The organism is Rhodococcus sp. D-6 (genome assembly GCF_040256695.1).
In the GTDB taxonomy this organism is placed as follows: domain Bacteria; phylum Actinomycetota; class Actinomycetes; order Mycobacteriales; family Mycobacteriaceae; genus Rhodococcus; species Rhodococcus pyridinivorans.
Genome location: NZ_CP132970.1, coordinates 4,352,651 through 4,367,568, shown reverse-complemented (window position 1 = coordinate 4,367,568; position 14,918 = coordinate 4,352,651). Strand labels below are relative to the sequence as shown.

At 68.6% G+C, this 14,918-nt stretch carries 14 protein-coding genes; 2 read left to right on the top strand and 12 right to left on the bottom strand.

All coding sequences use genetic code 11. The annotated features are described in order from the left end of the window. Positions 1–42: 42 nt before the first annotated feature. Complete coding sequence (locus RBB84_RS20505; RefSeq protein WP_041803497.1) at positions 43–915, top strand: alpha/beta hydrolase; 873 nt, start codon at positions 43–45, stop codon at positions 913–915. A 301-nt stretch (positions 916–1,216) separates the two neighbouring features. Here the strand turns inward: RBB84_RS20505 and RBB84_RS20500 are convergent, their stop codons facing one another. The 8 genes from RBB84_RS20500 to RBB84_RS20465 all read right to left on the bottom strand — a co-directional run bounded on the left by RBB84_RS20500 (position 1,217) and on the right by RBB84_RS20465 (position 8,944). Continuing rightward, the gene (locus RBB84_RS20500) at positions 1,217–1,690 is read right to left on the bottom strand and encodes a hypothetical protein (RefSeq protein WP_019290568.1); all 474 of its coding nucleotides are present in this window, start codon (positions 1,688–1,690) and stop codon (positions 1,217–1,219) included. A 96-nt stretch (positions 1,691–1,786) separates the two neighbouring features. Then, positions 1,787–2,461, bottom strand: a complete 675-nt coding sequence (locus tag RBB84_RS20495; RefSeq protein WP_006550780.1) for an ABC transporter permease — start codon at positions 2,459–2,461, stop codon at positions 1,787–1,789. Further along, a complete protein-coding gene (locus RBB84_RS20490) occupies positions 2,458–3,102 on the bottom strand; it encodes an ABC transporter permease (RefSeq protein WP_006550779.1) in 645 nt (214 codons plus the stop codon). The genes RBB84_RS20495 and RBB84_RS20490 overlap by 4 nt, the downstream gene beginning before the upstream one ends. After that, entirely contained in the window at positions 3,099–4,208 is a 1,110-nt protein-coding gene (locus RBB84_RS20485; protein ID WP_024102447.1) for an ABC transporter ATP-binding protein, read from the bottom strand. The genes RBB84_RS20490 and RBB84_RS20485 overlap by 4 nt, the downstream gene beginning before the upstream one ends. A gap of 16 nt (positions 4,209–4,224) precedes the next feature. Beyond that, entirely contained in the window at positions 4,225–5,136 is a 912-nt protein-coding gene (locus RBB84_RS20480; protein ID WP_024102446.1) for an ABC transporter substrate-binding protein, read from the bottom strand. 83 nt (positions 5,137–5,219) lie between these two features. Beyond that, positions 5,220–5,720: a cysteine dioxygenase family protein gene (locus RBB84_RS20475; RefSeq protein WP_350246673.1), complete on the bottom strand. Its 501-nt coding sequence runs from the start codon at positions 5,718–5,720 to the stop codon at positions 5,220–5,222. 206 nt (positions 5,721–5,926) lie between these two features. Continuing rightward, on the bottom strand, positions 5,927–6,820 hold the full coding sequence (locus RBB84_RS20470) for an amidohydrolase (protein WP_350246671.1): 894 nt from the start codon (positions 6,818–6,820) through the stop codon (positions 5,927–5,929). 48 nt (positions 6,821–6,868) lie between these two features. Continuing rightward, positions 6,869–8,944: an ATP-binding protein gene (locus RBB84_RS20465; protein ID WP_193902834.1), complete on the bottom strand. Its 2,076-nt coding sequence runs from the start codon at positions 8,942–8,944 to the stop codon at positions 6,869–6,871. 287 nt (positions 8,945–9,231) lie between these two features. Here RBB84_RS20465 and RBB84_RS20460 point away from each other — a divergent pair, with 287 nt between their 5' ends. Beyond that, the gene (locus RBB84_RS20460) at positions 9,232–10,155 is read left to right on the top strand and encodes a LysR family transcriptional regulator (protein WP_193902833.1); all 924 of its coding nucleotides are present in this window, start codon (positions 9,232–9,234) and stop codon (positions 10,153–10,155) included. Positions 10,156–10,226: 71 nt separating this feature from the next. Here the strand turns inward: RBB84_RS20460 and RBB84_RS20455 are convergent, their stop codons facing one another. Genes RBB84_RS20455 through RBB84_RS20440 form a run of 4 tightly spaced genes read right to left on the bottom strand, consistent with a single transcriptional unit; the run spans position 10,227 to position 14,893 of the window. Continuing rightward, complete coding sequence (locus RBB84_RS20455) at positions 10,227–11,096, bottom strand: SRPBCC family protein (RefSeq protein ID WP_138845115.1); 870 nt, start codon at positions 11,094–11,096, stop codon at positions 10,227–10,229. Positions 11,097–11,151: 55 nt separating this feature from the next. Further along, entirely contained in the window at positions 11,152–12,006 is an 855-nt protein-coding gene (locus RBB84_RS20450) for a xanthine dehydrogenase family protein subunit M (RefSeq protein ID WP_019290574.1), read from the bottom strand. Beyond that, the gene (locus RBB84_RS20445) at positions 12,003–14,402 is read right to left on the bottom strand and encodes a xanthine dehydrogenase family protein molybdopterin-binding subunit (RefSeq protein WP_024102442.1); all 2,400 of its coding nucleotides are present in this window, start codon (positions 14,400–14,402) and stop codon (positions 12,003–12,005) included. The genes RBB84_RS20450 and RBB84_RS20445 overlap by 4 nt, the downstream gene beginning before the upstream one ends. A gap of 2 nt (positions 14,403–14,404) precedes the next feature. After that, the gene (locus RBB84_RS20440) at positions 14,405–14,893 is read right to left on the bottom strand and encodes a (2Fe-2S)-binding protein (RefSeq protein ID WP_006550769.1); all 489 of its coding nucleotides are present in this window, start codon (positions 14,891–14,893) and stop codon (positions 14,405–14,407) included. Positions 14,894–14,918 lie beyond the last annotated feature (25 nt).

The following is a 14,918-nucleotide window of genomic DNA, read 5'->3' as shown; positions in this document are numbered from 1 at the left end:
TGAATCCCTCGTCGTCCCCGGAATCGTCCGGGTAGGAGGATGATGGCGTTGCTGACACGTTCGCCCTACCGCTGCCCCGGAGACGGCAGCGTGATCCACCACGCGTGCGCAGGACTGCTGACCTACTGGGAGCGTCCCGTCGAGGAGCACGTCGCCCGCACCTCGCTGGGTGACACCTACGTGCTCACCACGGGTCCTGCGACCGCACCGCCGATCGTGGTGCTCGCGGGTGGCGATCTCCCGGCGGCGGGGCTGCGTCTGCTCGCCGAGCAGTTCGGCGAGCGCCACCGGGTGGTGCTCGTGGATGTCCCGGGCCTTCCCGGTGCGAGCGCGGGCAGCCGGCCCGACAGCCGGATCCACAGCGTCTACGGCCACTGGCTCGTCGAGGTGCTCGATGCACTCGGCGTCGAGCGGATCCCCGTGATCGGTCTCGGCTGGTCGGCCTCCGTGGCCGCTGCGGTGGAGGATCTTGACCGGATCGAGAAGCTGGTGATCGCGGCGCCGCTGGGTCTCGTCCCGCGCGTCCGGTGGAACCGCGCCCTCATCCCCGGCCTGCAGTGGCGCAACGAGCCCAACTTCGAGAACACCGAGCGGTACCTTCGAGCACTCGCGGGATACGACTACCGGCCCGACGAACAGACCCTGCGGTGGTCCTGCCGCGTCGGTGCGTATTGCACGTCGCTGACGAACATGCCCCGCATCGATCGGGCCGTGCTGCGCCGCTGGCGCGGGCGTCCGGTCGAGGTCGTCGTGGGAAGCAAGGACCCCCTCGTACAGGTGGACGCGCTGAACAAGCTGGCCGACGACATGGGTGCTCATTTCGTGGCGCTTCCCGAGGTGGGTCATCTCCTCGCGGTCGAGGCGCCGGCCGCTCTGGCGGCGACGGCCGCAGCCGCAGCGGTAACGGAGAACTGAGAACCGGGACTCGGAAGAATCCGGTCCCGGAGAGTGTGGGTCGAAAGTGGCGGTGCCGGGCTGCCCCCGACGGGCGTAGCTGTCAGTCCGGCATCGCCACTTCCGGTCACCCTCCCAGTGGAACCCGAAGGCTCGAGTACCCACACCAGGGCTGCGATAATCCCCGAATTATTACGTTTTGGTCACGGGGACGCCTACGACCGTACCACCTGAATGCTGTGTCGTTGCAGATGTGTGTATCGGCGCGTCACACATCCGCGATTACGGGGACGCGATCACATCACGCCACGGCTCTGTCGGATCACGCCACAGCGGGGCTCCAGTCGACCACCACCGACCGTGCTCCGATGTATTCCAGCAGGTCGCGGACCGGTCCGCCGAAGCGGAGCTGACGGGCGACCTCCAGTTCGTCGAGGTCGTCGTTCTCCGTGCCGACGAGGATCCCATCGATCATGCTGCGGGCCGCGGACACGACGAGCGTCTCTTCCTCGGCCACCCGGACCGGTACATCGTTCTCGCCCGCCACCGCGCCGACCGCCACGGCCACGTAGTCCCTGTCCTCGTCCGCGTCGTGATACGCGACCAGACGGCCATGCAGCACGGACTCGGGCAGGATGCGGTCGAGCGTTACGCCCGAGGGAACGCGCTCGTCCTCGGGACGAATGCTCGGGCCGGATGCGGCCGGTGTGGCCGGGGATGCCGTGGGCTGCGCGGCTGCGTACAGGGGTACGCGCCGAGACGTCCAGCCGAAGTAGGTTTCGCGTTGCGCATACATCGCACCTGCGCCTCCTCGATAGGACTTCGTCTCTACCTCCAGTGTGCTCCGGGCCACCGACACGTTTGTCGGTTCCGAAGGGAGGGGTCGTAGGAGCTAGTCGCGCGAGGCCCGGACGCCGGGTGAGACGAGCAGTCGGCCGAGGACCGCGAAGAGCGCGAGGATCACCAGCGAGCAGATCCCGGCGAGGGCGGCACCGCCCACGACCAGGGCGTAGTCGCTGCGCGCGAGACCGTCCACGATGGGCCTTCCCACCCCGCCGAAGCTCACTGCCGCGGCGATCGTGGCGGTCGCGACGATCTGCACGGCGGCGGTGCGCAGGCCGACGAGGATCAGCGGCAAGGCCACCGGCAGCTGGGCCCGCAGCAGGATCTGGGACGAGGTCATCCCCATCCCGCGGGCGGCGTCGGTCAGCGCCGGGTCGATCCCGCGGATCCCTTCGTAGGAGTTCAACAGGATGGGTGGGATCGCGAGTGCCACCAGCGGCACCATCACCGGAACGAGCCCGATCCCGTACAGCACGACCAGCAACACGAGCAGGCCGTAGGTGGGGAGGGCGCGTGCGGCGTTCGCTGTGAGCGACACGAGCACACCGCCGCGGCCCGTGTGCCCGGTCCACAGGCCGAGCGGCAACGCGAGGAGCACGGAGATCACGAACGCGAGCAGGGTATAGCCGAAGTGCTGGGCCAGTCGCGTCGGGATCCCGGACGCGCCCGACCAGTTCGCGGAGTCGCCGAAGTATTCGGCCAGATAGTTCAGCAGCGTCGTCATCGGCGCACCTTCGAGGTGCGGTGCATCCACGGCGTGGCGAGACGCTGGACGAGCACGAGCACCGCGTCGACGACCAGTGCCATCACGACGGTCGCGATGATGCCGATGATCGCCAGATCGAGTCGGTCGAGCTGCACCGAGGCGGTGAACAACGCGCCGAAGGCACCCATGCCGATCAGCGCTCCGACGCTCACCATGCTGATGTTCGCGACCGTCGCGACCCGCAGCCCCGCGATGACCGCGGGGATCGCCAGCGGCAGGTCGACGGTGAGCAACCGGCGCGGCGTCGAGAATCCCATCGCCACCGCCGACTGGCGGACACTGTCGGGCACAGCACGCAATCCGTCGACGACGTTCGGGACGAGGCCCGCCAGCGCGTAGACGGCCAGCGGAAGGATCACGGTGGTCCGGCTGATCCCGGTGAACGCGATGAGCAGGACGAAGAAGGCAAGCGACGGAATCGAATACAGGACACTGCAGACCGCGAGCACCGGGGCGTACACCCGCGGCCACCGCACGCACGCGAGGCCCAGCGGCAGAGCGAGGACGAGGCCGAGCAGCGACGCGCCGAGGGCCATGACGAGATGATCGCCGAGCAGTTCCCAGAACGTCCCGAGATAACCGGGAATCCGCAGGCTCACCGCAACTTCCGCATCGCGAGCGGAGACGGGGTGCCGGCCTCCCTGTGGTTGTGCGCCGCGCGGACCGCCGCGGTCACCTCTTCGCCACTGATCACCCCGAGCGCACGTCCGTCGTCGTCCACCGCCACGGCATGGCCCGACGGTGAGAGCACAGCCGCGTCGAGCACGACGCGCAGCGGATCCCGCCCGGGAACGAACGGCTTTCCGGCCGGCAGGAATTCCGCATCGGCACTGCCGTCTCGCCACCCCGTCGGGCGTCCGTCGTCGTCGACGACGAGAAGCCAGCCGTCGCCGACGGCGAGTTCGGCGGCATCGCGGGTGACGATCGGATCGGTGCGCAACGGCAGGTCGGCGGACGAGAAGAACGACATGAGTCGCACACCGCGGTCGACGCCGAGGAATCCGGCGACGAAATCGTCGGCGGGGGAGGTGAGAAGCTCCTCCGGAGTCGCGTACTGGGCGAGCACCCCGCCCGGCCGCAGGACGGCCACGCGGTCGCCGAGCTTGATCGCCTCGTCGATGTCGTGGGTGACGAGCACGATCGTCTTGGCCAGCACCGATTGCAGGCGCAGGAGTTCGTCCTGCAGATCCTTGCGGACCACGGGATCGACCGCGGAGAACGGCTCGTCCATCAACAGGATCGGAGGATCGGCCGCCAGCGCGCGTGCCACACCGACACGCTGCTGCTGCCCGCCGGACAGCTGAGCAGGATAGCGTTGCGCCAGTTCTTTTCCGAGGCCGACTCGGGTGAGCACGTCCATCGCGGTCGCGCGGGCCTCCTTACGGCTCGCGCCGAGCAACCGGGGCACGGTGGCGACGTTGTCGATCACTGTGCGATGGGGGAACAGCCCGGCGTGCTGGATGACGTATCCGATGCCGCGGCGCAGGATCCGGGGATCCTCGTCCCGGACGTCGCGGCCCCCGACGAGCACACGCCCGCTCGAGGGCTCGACCATCCGGTTGATCATGCGCAACGAGGTGGTCTTCCCACACCCCGACGGCCCGACGAACACCGTCAGGGTGCCCGTCGGGACTTCCAGCGAGAGTCCGTCGACGGCGACGGTCCCGTCGGGATAACGCTTCCCGACGTTGTCGAATGTGATCACGCGGCACCGACTTCCGTCAGTTCAGATCGTTCTGCTGCAGCCACTCCTCGGCGACGACGTCGATGTCGCGACCGTCGGTGACCACCTGTCCGACCAGGACGACGAGGGTGTCGGTGGTGAGCTTGTCGGACACGGCGTCGATCTTCGCGACGTGGTCGTCGTCGAGATCGGCGCGATGCACCAGCGGGGTGACGTTCTGGGCTCCGAAGACCGATTCCGGGTCCTCCAGCGCAACAAACGGTTCGGTGCTCAGCGACGGATCGGTGGTGAAGATGTTCGCGGCCTGCACGGTGCCGTCCGAGAGCGCGCGGATGGTGATGGGGCCACCGGTGTCGGTGGGGACGAATTCGCGGAACTCGACCCCGTACACCTCGCGCAGACCCACGACACCTTGCTGACGCGTCTCGAACTCGGGCGGTCCGCCGAGGACGAGTTCGCCGGCGACCGGCGCGAGATCGGCGATGCTCACCAGGTTGTAGCGCTGCGCGGTCTCCTCGGTGACGACGAGGGCGTCCTTGTTCTCACCGGGGGCGGAGGCCAGGATCTCGAGCCCGTCCGGAAGGGCTTCGGACAGGGCCGCATTGACGTCCTCCGTCGTCGAGGCGGTGCTGTCGGGGTCGACCCGCGCGAGCAGTGCGCCGTTGTACTCCGGGACGAGCGTGATGGCACCCGAGGCGACCTGGTCGTAGTAGATCTCGCGGCTGCCGATGTTGAACTGGCGGGTGACCTCGGCCCCCGTGCTCTCGAGCGCCTGCGAGTAGATCTCCGCGAGCAGGACGTTCTCCGGGAAGTTCGCCGAACCGACGACGATCGCGCCTCCGTCCGCTGTGTCTCCGGCGAGGGGATCCTCGTCTCCGCCGCCGGAACAGGCGGCCAGGGCGAATACGGACACGGCGAGAAGCGCGGTGGTGCGTGCGAAGCGTTTCACGGGTTGCTCCCTCGGATGCGGCACGGTCGGTTTTCGACTCTATCCCGGCGGATACCCACTGTGCCGGATTTGTCACGAGTGGATCACCAGTCGTCGCCGGCACGCTCCGAGATCGTGAGGGCGAGGATGCCGCTCTCGAGACGGTATCGGCTCATCGAGTCCAGCGCGGGGGTATAGGCGTGCACGGTCACCGCCGGGACGGGACCGTCGTTGACGACCTCGTGCACGTGCCGACCGTCGAATCGACGCGCGGCACCCGTCGACAGATGGGTGCGGGAGAGCGTCACGCGTTGCCCGGGAAGATCTTCCGACCACGGCTGGTCGACGGTGTCCTCCCGGACCTGTCCCTGCGCGACGGCGAACGCGCCGGCACTCCCACCGTGATCGTGGATCCCGGTGCGCTGCCCGGGAAGCCAGCTCAGCAACCACACCTCGTAGTCGTCGGCGACGGCGAGCCGGGTGTACCAGCGTTCGGTCTCGTCGAAGCGGACGAGCGGACGCCAGCGGGAGACGTCCGCGGCGATGTCACGGACGATCTCGGCGAGATCGACGCGCACGGAGGGGGACAGAAGAGCAGCAGCCATCGTGGTTCCTCGAAACGGGAGCCGGACGGGATCGTAGGGTCGTCCGGGCAGGGGAAGTGGGTCGGGCCGGGATCAACGACAGGCGCGACAACCACAGAAACCACCGGCGATGCGGACGTAGTCCACATGAAGCCTGCGATGCCGCAGGGTCGCCGGAAGACGCATGTCGCTCACTTCAGCGGCCGGATGCGGCACTGTCAAGATTTTCACTCGTGTGACGTTCGGAACAACCGGGCCGGATTGCGTCGCCGTACGGGCTCGTCGCGCGCGTCGCCGAACAGCAACGGTGCTGCGTACGGGCGGTCCGAACCGAGCACGACGCGGTCGGGGCCGAGTCCGGACGCCACGGCCTCGACGATCTCGGGACCGTACGACGAGGTGTCGACGAACACTCCGGCCGACGGGACCGTCGCCGGTCCGCCGCGCGCGGCCATCCGGTCGGCGTGCAGCGGCGCGAGCCCGGCGAGCATCGCGAACCCCACGCGCAGTCCGGGGAGGCGAGGGGCCCCGTACTCGTGCCAGGCGAACCACGCGGTGTGCATCTGCGCCACGTACGACACCATCGCCGGCCACCACGGCGGAGCCGACGGATCGGCCGCGGCGGGCCCGGGATGCACGAACAGGGGAGCACCGACGCGGTCGAGTTCGTCGAGGAGCGGGGCGCACCGCGCGTAGCCGTCGGCATCCGCCAACGCGGTGGCGGGAAGCTGGAGACCGACGCATCCCGCCCCGAGCACCTCGCGCAGCGCCGCGGGATCGGGATCGTCGACCGACGCTGCCGCCCACGCCCCGAACGGGTGCGGCAGCGCGAGCACTCCCTCGTGGTAGGCGTCGAGCAGGCCGGCCCCGTCGGCTGCGGGAAGCGTTTCGATCCCCAGCGGGCTCGACAACGACACCAGCGCCAAGTCGATGCCGTCCTGCGCCGCGAGCTCGGCCCGCCGGGCGACCGAGTGATCCTCCGGTCGCACCTCGTACGGGGGTTCACCGCCGAGGTACAGCGTCCATCCGACGAGCCGCGGCGCACGGGTGCGTGCCCGTAACGCAGCGACGAGTGGTGCCGGCCAGACGTGCTGGTGGACGTCGACGCGGGGAACGGTCATGCCGTCAGGATGGCAGACCGCCCGCCCGCTGTCCGTTGTCCGCGTCGCCTACTGTCCCGCGTCGCGGGGAACCCATCGTTCGTGCAGCTGTCCGCGCCGGATACCCGGACTCGTCCCGGGCGTCGCGAGAGCGGGGGTGGGTGCCGAGTGACGGCTTCCGACCACCGGCTGCGATCCGGATGCCGGGTCGGCGTGGAACTGCTCGCCGTACTCCGACGGGGGATCGGGCAGGCGGCGCGGCCGATCGATCCGGTACGGATCGTCGTGGTTCCTGCCGGTTCCCTTGAGCAGGCTGGTCGGCAGGTAGATGCTCGCAGTGATGCCGGCATTGGTGGACGAGTCGAAGGTCGGACGCAGACGCACCGTGATGTCGTGACGATCGGCGAGGCGCGCGACCACGAACAGACCCATTCGCCGTGCGGCGCCGGATCCGGCTTCGCCGTCCGAACCCAGCCGCATGTTGATGTCGGCGAGTTCATCTGCGGGAATACTGATTCCACGGTCGGCGATCTCGAGGAGGAGGCCGCCGTCGACGGCGCGGGAGAACGCGAACGCCACGGTGCTCTCGGGCGGTGAGGCGCGCAGTGCGTTGTCGAGGAGCTCGGCGATCATGTGGACGACGTCGGTGACGGCGCTGCCGACCAGATTGCCGTCCGGCGCATTTCCGATGTTCACGCGCTGGTAGTTCTCGACCTGCGAGAGGGATGCGCGCAGGACGTCGACGAGCGGTGTGTCGGGGACGCGGCCGAGGCGCTGGCGGGTACCGGCGAGGACGAGCAGCGAGTCGCCCGTGCGCCGCATGCGGGCGGCGAGGTGGTCGAGCGCGAACAGGTTCTGCAGACGCGTCGGGTCGCGCTCTTCGTGTTCGAGCGAATCGATCAGCGCCAGTTGCTGTTCCACGAGCGTCTTGTTGCGGCGGGCGAGCGTTTCGAGCATCTCGTTGACCTGCCGGCGCAGCTGGGCCTGCTCGCCGGCCAGACGTAGGGCGCCTTCGTTCATGCTGTCGACGGCGCGCGCCACCTCGCCGATCTCCTCGCGGGTGTAGACGCGGATCGGATCCAGTGTGACGGATTCGATCTCGGCGCCGTCCTTGATCGCAGCGAGTGCGGCGGGCAGATCCTGTTCGGCGGTGCGCAGGGTGTCGTCGCGCAGTCTGCGCAACGGCCGGACGAGCGACATCGCGATCACGATCGCCAGGGCGAGGGCGAGGGCGAGGATGATCGCGACACCGATGGCGTTCTTGAGGGCTTCGGTGCGTGCTTCGGCCGCGAGGTCGTCGAGGGCGGCCACGGCTCGGGTCGCGGAACCGGCGACCTCTTCCTGGTAGATCATGAGGCTCTCGAAGAGCGACCCGCGCAGAGCGGCGACGTTGCCCGCTTCGTTGTCGAGGTTGGCCGTGAGGCTGCGGCGATTCTCGAGCTGGGTCATCAGACCGTCGACCCGGGAGGAGTCGGCGGTCTCGTTCTCGACGAAGGTGTCACGGAGGACGGCCAGTCGCGCGGACTCGACACCGAGGGCGTTGTTCCACATGAGCAGGGCACCGTCGGTTCCGGCGCTCAGCGCGGAGTATGCGAGGACCTGGTCGAGCAGGGACCACTGGGTGTCCCACAGGTCGAGAAGTGTCGCGCTCTCGCGCTGGACGGTGGGGTCGTCCGTGGTGGTGGTGATGGCGCGGTAGGCAGCCTGGGCGCGGCTGACGAATCCTTCGGCGCGCTCGCTGGCCACGGTCGGCGCCAGGGTTCCCGACGACGCGCTGTCGAGCAGGCTCTCGCCCTCGGCGAGCATGCGGTTGATCATCGCCGCGATCTGCGGATCGAGATCCTTCGCGTCGATGTGGTCGCGCAGCGTCGCGGCGGATTCGCGGGCGACCTGGGCGCCGTTGTCGACGGGCAGTGACAGGATCGTCGCTGCCGCGGCGCCGGTGACACTGGTGGCGTAGTCGGCGAGGGTCGGCAGGATGGAGACGTTCTCGGCGGCGGCGCTGTAGGCGTCGTTCTCCTGGTAGAGGTCGTAGACGCGGAGCGAGCCGTACAGGGTCGCTGCGACGATGGGGACGGCGACGACCGCGGTCATCCTGCGCCACAGACGCCAGTTGTCCGGCGTGTACTGCCGGAATTTCCTCATGACACTCACAACGTTTCGCCCCCCGAACCTCTCTACGTGCCTGAGTCGGCGGCCGGCCGAAACTGGACTTCGGCAAGTAAAGAACTTCGCCTTGGAAATTCGGGCCAGGGCGAATCACGGTTCGCTGCCGTCAGGACGTGGGTCAGAGTAGGTAGTACTTCGCTGCGCTCACAAGATCGCCGTCCAAGTCCGATAGCTGGTATTCGATCTTGTGTATACATCACGGTCGTGCGCTACGATGCCGCCGGAATTTCCCGTTCCGCCGGGTTTCGATGTCAGGGGGGCGCATGGATCTGCGACGGGTCGATCTCAACCTGCTCGTCGTCCTCGAAGTCCTGCTCTCCGAACGCAATGTCACGCGCGCGGCGCGGCGACTGAACATGTCGCAACCGGCGACGAGTACGGCTCTCGCCCGGTTGCGCAAGCAATTCGACGATCCGCTTCTCGTGAAGAGCGGCCGCACACTGCGTCCCACCGTGCGCGCCCAGGCGATCGTCGAACCGCTCCGCGAGGTGCTGCGGACCCTCGAGCGCTCGGTACTGGCTGCGCCCGGCTTCGATCCCGCGACGGATTCACGCACCTTCACCATCATGACCGGCGACTACGCCGCGATCACCCTCCTGCGTCTGCTGGTCCGGGGGAGCACCCCGGCCGGCATCCGTTTCGATCTGCTGCCGTTCAACGGTGCCGGTCTCGATGCCTTCCGCCGGTTCGAGATCGATCTCGCGGTGCTACCGGAACACGTGCTCGAATCCCCGGAGTTCGAGAGCTGCCGGAGGCAGGTCGTGCTGACCGACAGACTCGTCGGGGCGGTCTGGTCCGGGCACCCGTACACCGGCACCAAGCTCACCCGCGAAGTGCTCGGCCGCTACCCGCTGCTGTCCTACGCGCAGTATTCCGACGACACCAACCTCGGCCGCGCTCTGCTGCGTGCGGGGGCGGTGGCCCAGGTCGGCGCGACCAGCGGCAACCTCGCGGTGCTTCCGTACGCCCTGGAGAACACCTGCATGGTCACGTTCCTGCCCGAGCGCTTGGCCCGGCACCTCGCCGAGATGGCGTTCCTGCGCATCCTGGAACCGACCTTCCAGTTGCCGCCCCTGCGCGAATTCGCGGTCTGGCACGCCGAGCGCGATGCGGATCCCGCGCACGCCTGGCTCCGTGCGCAGCTCGACCCGATCGGGCGTCGCCGCGTCGCAGCACAGGCAGGCTGACGACGACGAACGCTGCGGACCGGCCCGTTCGACGGGGTCCGATCCGCAGCGTTCGAGTGGATCCGACGAGGTCAGCGTCCCGATCGACGCTGGAGGATCACCGCGATGACCACGACGAGAATCGCGACCACTCCGACCGGCGCGACCCGCGTCGCGACCGATCCCTTCGCGTACTGCATGAGGTCGAGCGGTTCGGCCTCGGGCTGCGGGGGCGCGGCCGGGGAGGGAGTCGTCGATGGCGTGGGAGGCGTCGAGGTCATCGCCGGTGCCGGTGAGGCGCTCACCGGGCTGGGTGGAACCGACTCGTTCGGCCGCGTCTGCGCGGAGTCGTCATCCCCGGCACCGGACCCGACGAATGCTCCACCGGCAGGCTCGTCGCCCGAACCCGAGGCGGTGAGCGGTGGGCTCGCCGGCACGGACTCGTTGGGCTGCGACTCGGCTGCCTCAGTGGCCGCCGCGGAGGAGGACACAGAGGAGGACACAGAAGAGGCCGTCGCTTCGGGTCCGAGCTTCTTCGACAGGCAGTCCGCGAACTGCTCGAGGATCTTCCCACCGACATCCGAGATCATCCCCCGCCCGAACTGGGCGGGCTTGCCGGTGATCTTCATGTCGGTGCTCACGATGCCGTCGGTGCGGTCGCCGTCGCCGGTGAGGGTGACGGTGATGGTCGCGGCCACGGTGCCGTTGCCTCGGGTGTCCTTCGCATTGGCCTCGATGACCGCCCGGCGGGCGGTCTCGTCCTTTTCGACGTACACGCCGGTGCCCTTGAACGTGAGCGCCACCGGTCCGAGCTTCACCTTGACGGTCCCGGTGAACGTGTCGCCGTCGACCCCGGTGAGCGTCGCACCCGGCATGCACGGCGCGACCTTCTCCGGATTCAGCAGGGCGGTCCACACCTCGTCGACCGGGGCGGGAACGGACAGTGTGTGTTCGAGTTGCATGGGGTCCTCAAGTTCGTAGGTGGTCCGGGATCTCGGTGTTCGGCGTGCAAAACGCCTAGACCCCGGAGGCAGTGGTGACCGCTCGTCGGGTGAGTACCCGGGCGAGGTGGCTCCGATACTCGGCGTCGGCATTCCCGTCGGTCATGGGAGCCGTGCCGTCGGTGGCGAGCTCGGCGGCCTCCCGGATCGTCTCGGCCGTCGCGGGCTTACCGATCAGCGATTCCTCGACGCCGCGTGCCCGGACCGGGACGGCTGCCATGTTAGTAAGCGCGATCCTCGCCCGTTCGATGGTGTCGCCGGACGCCTGTAGGGTCGCAGCGACCCCGACGATGGACCACTGCTGGGCCGCGCGATGGAACTTCTCGTAGCGCGCAGACCAGCCCGTGTGCTTGGGAATCCGGACCTCGACGAGGATCTCTCCGGGCTCGACCGCGGTCGTGAAGAAGTCCTGGAAGAAGTCGTCCGTCGCGATGGTGCGACGCCCGGACGGACCGGCCACGGTGAAGGTCGCCTCGAGCGCCACGGCAGGCGCCGCGAGATCCCCGGCCGGGTCGGCGTGCACGAGCGACCCGCCGAACGTGCCGCGGTGCCGGATCTGGGGATCGGCGACGGTCGCCGTCGCCTCGGCCAGCAACCGTGCGTGCTCCGCGACGAGCGGGTCGTGCAGCACATCGTGGTGGGTGGTGGTCGCGCCGATCACCAGGGCGTCGCCGTCGTCGCGGATGCCCCGCAGTTCGGGGATCCTGCCGAGGTCGACGAGCACGGTCGGTGCCGCCATCCGCAGGCGCAGGACGGGCATGAGGCTCTGCCCACCGGCGATGACCTTCGCGTCCTCACCGGCCTCGGTCAACGCGGCGACCGCTTCGTCGACGCTCGACGGGGCGACGTAGTCGAACGGGGCCGGTATCATTTCGTGCCTCCTCGGGCGTCGCGGAGCGCGTGCCAGATCCGCATCGGTGTACAGGGCATCTCGACGTCGGTGACGCCGAACGGCCGGACCGCGTCGAGTACGGCGTTGACGACGGCCGGGGTGGAGGCGATGGTTCCTGCCTCGCCGACACCCTTGACACCCAGCGGATTACCGGGTGCCGGAGTGTCGGTGCGATCGGTGACGAAGGGCGGCAGATCCACCGCGGTGGGTAGCAGATACTCGGCGAACGACGAACTCAGCAACGTGCCCGACTCGTCGTGCACCGCTTCCTCGTAGAGGGCCTGGGCGATACCCTGGGCGAGTCCGCCGTGCACCTGACCCTCGACGATGAGCGGATTCACGACGTGCCCGACGTCGTCGACGCACACGTACTTGCGGATCCGCGCGTGCCCCGTCTCGGTGTCGACCTCGATGGCGCACAGGTGGGTGCCGTGCGGGAACGAGAAGTTGTCGGGATCGTAGGTCGCCTCGGAGTCGAGGTTCGGTTCGACACCGTCGGGCAGGTCGTGCGCGGCGAACACCGCGAGCGCGACGTCGGTGAGCCCGACGGACTTCGAGGTGCCCTTGACGCGGAACTGTCCTGCCTCGAAATCCAGATCGTCCTCGGAACATTCGAGCAGGTGTGCGGCGATCGGCCGGGCCTTGGCGACCACCTTCTCGGCGGCCTTCACGACCGCGATGCCGCCGACGGCGAGCGAGCGGGAGCCGTAGGTGTCGAGACCGCGCGGTGAACTCTGCGTATCGCCGTGCAGGATCTCGATGTCCTCGAACGGGATTCCGAGCCGGTCGGCGACGATCTGGCTCCACGCCGTCTCGTGGCCCTGACCGTGGGCGGACGAACCGGTGACGACCTCCACCTTGCCGGTGGGGAGCATGCGGATCGCGGCGTGCTCCCAGCCGCCGGCGCCGTAGGAGAGTGAACCGAGCACCCGCGACGGGGCCAGGCCGCACATCTCCGTGAACGTGGAGACACCGAGACCGAGCTGCACCGGGTCGTTGCGCTCGCGTCGTTCGGTCTGCTCGCGCCGTAATGCGTCGTAGTCGAACAACTCTCGGGCCTTGGCGGTCGCGGCCTCGTAGTTGCCCGAGTCGTAGGTCAGGCCCGCGACGGTGTCGAACGGGAACTCCTCGTGCTTGATCCAGTTCTTCTCGCGGAGCTCGAGGGGATCCATGGACAGTTCGACGGCGAGCTCGTCCATGATGCGTTCGATCGCGAAGGTGGCCTCGGGGCGTCCGGCGCCGCGGTAGGCGTCGGTGGGCACCTTGTTGGTGAACACGTTGGTGCAGGCGAACCGGTACGAGTCGAACTTGTAGATGCCGTTGAACATGAACGCGCCGAGGATCGGCACACCCGGGGTGACGAGACGCAGGTAGGCGCCCATATCGGCGAGCAGTTCCACCTTCAGGCCCGTGACGGTGCCGTCGCGGCGCGCGGCGAGGGTCAGCTTCTGGACCTGGTCGCGGCCGTGGTGCGCGGCGAGCATCGACTCGCTGCGCGTCTCGGTGTACTTGACGGGCTTGTGTAGGCGACGCGCGATGAGGAGCGTGAGCACCTCCTCCGGCGTGACCTGCAGCTTGCCGCCGAAACCACCGCCCACATCGGGGGCGATGACGCGCAGTTTGTGCTCGGGGAGACCGAGGGTCATCGCGAGCATCAGCTTCAGCACGTGCGGGACCTGGGTCGCCGACCACATGGTGATCTGCGAGGCGGTGGGGTCGACGACGACCGATCGCGGTTCCATGAAGGCCGGGATGAGCCGCTGCTGCCGGAAGGTCCGTTCGACGACCACCTCCGCGTCGCGGATCGCGTCCTCGACGTTGCCGCCGCTGCCGGCCTCGGCGGAGTCGAACACCCATGTCGCGCTGACGTTGGTGCCGAGATCGGGGTGGACGAGGTCGCCGTCCTGCGCCGCGCTCTCGAGATCGAGCACGACCGGCAGGTCCTCGTAGTCGACGTCGATCGCGTCGAGGGCATCGTGGGCCTCGTATGCGCTGCGGGCCACCACGACTGCGACGGCCTCACCCGCGAACCGCACGGTGTCGACGGCCAGGGCCGGGGCGTTCGGGGTCTTCATGTCCTCGGTGATCGGCCACGCGCACGGCAGGCTGCCCTGCTCCTCGGCGAGGTCGGCGCCCGTGTAGACGGCGACGACCCCCGGCTTGCCCCGGGCCTCGGAGACGTCGAGTCCGGTGATGCGGGCGTGCGCGATCGGGCTGCGCAGGATCGCGGCGTGCAGCATCCCAGGGAGCACGATGTTGTCGGTCCAGCGCGTGCGGCCGGTGATGAGGTGCTCGTCCTCCTTGCGGCGGCGTGCCCGGCCGAGTTCGGATTCGCCGGTGCCCTCGTCGGTGGTGGGATCCACGGTGCTCGTCATCGTCATACCTCCTGCGTGGCGGCCGGGTTCTCGCGCAGTCGCTGAGCGGCGTCACGCGCAGCGGCCACGATGTTCTGGTATCCGGTGCAGCGGCACAGATTTCCTTCGAGACCGTGCCGTACGTCCTCGTCGCTCGGATCGGAGTTCTCGGAGAGCAGGTCGATGGTCGCCATGATCATCCCGGGCGTACAGAAGCCGCACTGCAGGGCGTGCTTCTCGCGGAACGCCTCCTGGACCGGATGCAGGCTGCCGTTCGTGGTGAGCCCTTCGACGGTGGTGACCGAGTGTCCGTCGGCCTGTACCGCGAGCATCGAGCACGACTTGACGCTGCGGTCGTCGAGCAACACGGTGCAGGCGCCGCAGTTGCTCGTGTCGCAGCCGACCACCGTGCCCACCTTCCCGAGTCGATCTCTGAGGTAGTGGACGAGAAGCAGTCGCGGTTCCACGTCGTCCGTGTACTGCGTTCCGTCTACGGTGACAGTGATGCGCATCGATCCTCCAAGTGCCTCGCGTAGC

Coding starts and splice junctions, on each gene's coding strand:
- RBB84_RS20500 (WP_019290568.1), bottom strand. CDS start 1,690: ATGTATGCGCAACGCGAAACCTACTTCGGCTGGACGTCTCGGCGCGTA.
- RBB84_RS20505 (WP_041803497.1), top strand. CDS start 43: ATGGCGTTGCTGACACGTTCGCCCTACCGCTGCCCCGGAGACGGCAGC.
- RBB84_RS20445 (WP_024102442.1), bottom strand. CDS start 14,402: ATGACGAGCACCGTGGATCCCACCACCGACGAGGGCACCGGCGAATCC.
- RBB84_RS20470 (WP_350246671.1), bottom strand. CDS start 6,820: ATGACCGTTCCCCGCGTCGACGTCCACCAGCACGTCTGGCCGGCACCA.
- RBB84_RS20440 (WP_006550769.1), bottom strand. CDS start 14,893: ATGCGCATCACTGTCACCGTAGACGGAACGCAGTACACGGACGACGTG.
- RBB84_RS20450 (WP_019290574.1), bottom strand. CDS start 12,006: ATGATACCGGCCCCGTTCGACTACGTCGCCCCGTCGAGCGTCGACGAA.
- RBB84_RS20495 (WP_006550780.1), bottom strand. CDS start 2,461: ATGACGACGCTGCTGAACTATCTGGCCGAATACTTCGGCGACTCCGCG.
- RBB84_RS20460 (WP_193902833.1), top strand. CDS start 9,232: ATGGATCTGCGACGGGTCGATCTCAACCTGCTCGTCGTCCTCGAAGTC.
- RBB84_RS20475 (WP_350246673.1), bottom strand. CDS start 5,720: ATGGCTGCTGCTCTTCTGTCCCCCTCCGTGCGCGTCGATCTCGCCGAG.
- RBB84_RS20455 (WP_138845115.1), bottom strand. CDS start 11,096: ATGCAACTCGAACACACACTGTCCGTTCCCGCCCCGGTCGACGAGGTG.
- RBB84_RS20465 (WP_193902834.1), bottom strand. CDS start 8,944: ATGAGGAAATTCCGGCAGTACACGCCGGACAACTGGCGTCTGTGGCGC.